Source organism: Paenibacillus xylanivorans (assembly GCF_001280595.1).
Classification (GTDB): Bacteria; Bacillota; Bacilli; order Paenibacillales; family Paenibacillaceae; genus Paenibacillus; species Paenibacillus xylanivorans.
The window spans coordinates 105,862-106,120 of the sequence record NZ_LITU01000082.1; positions in this window are offsets into that span (position 1 = coordinate 105,862).

Consider the following 259-nt stretch of genomic DNA (forward strand, 5'->3'; position numbering starts at 1 on the left):
GCGGCGATCGTCTGCAATACGGACTGGATATTTCAATCCACGCACTCCATACGGAGTGCGACAGGTAAACTGGGGAGGATCTTTTGCTACTCTAAATATTTCAATCCACGCACTCCATACGGAGTGCGACAGCAATATCCGCCTTGAGTTTTCGATCTTTCAACATTTCAATCCACGCACTCCATACGGAGTGCGACAGAATGTCCTTGGTCTTCTGATACATGTGATAGCCATTTCAATCCACGCACTCCATACGGAG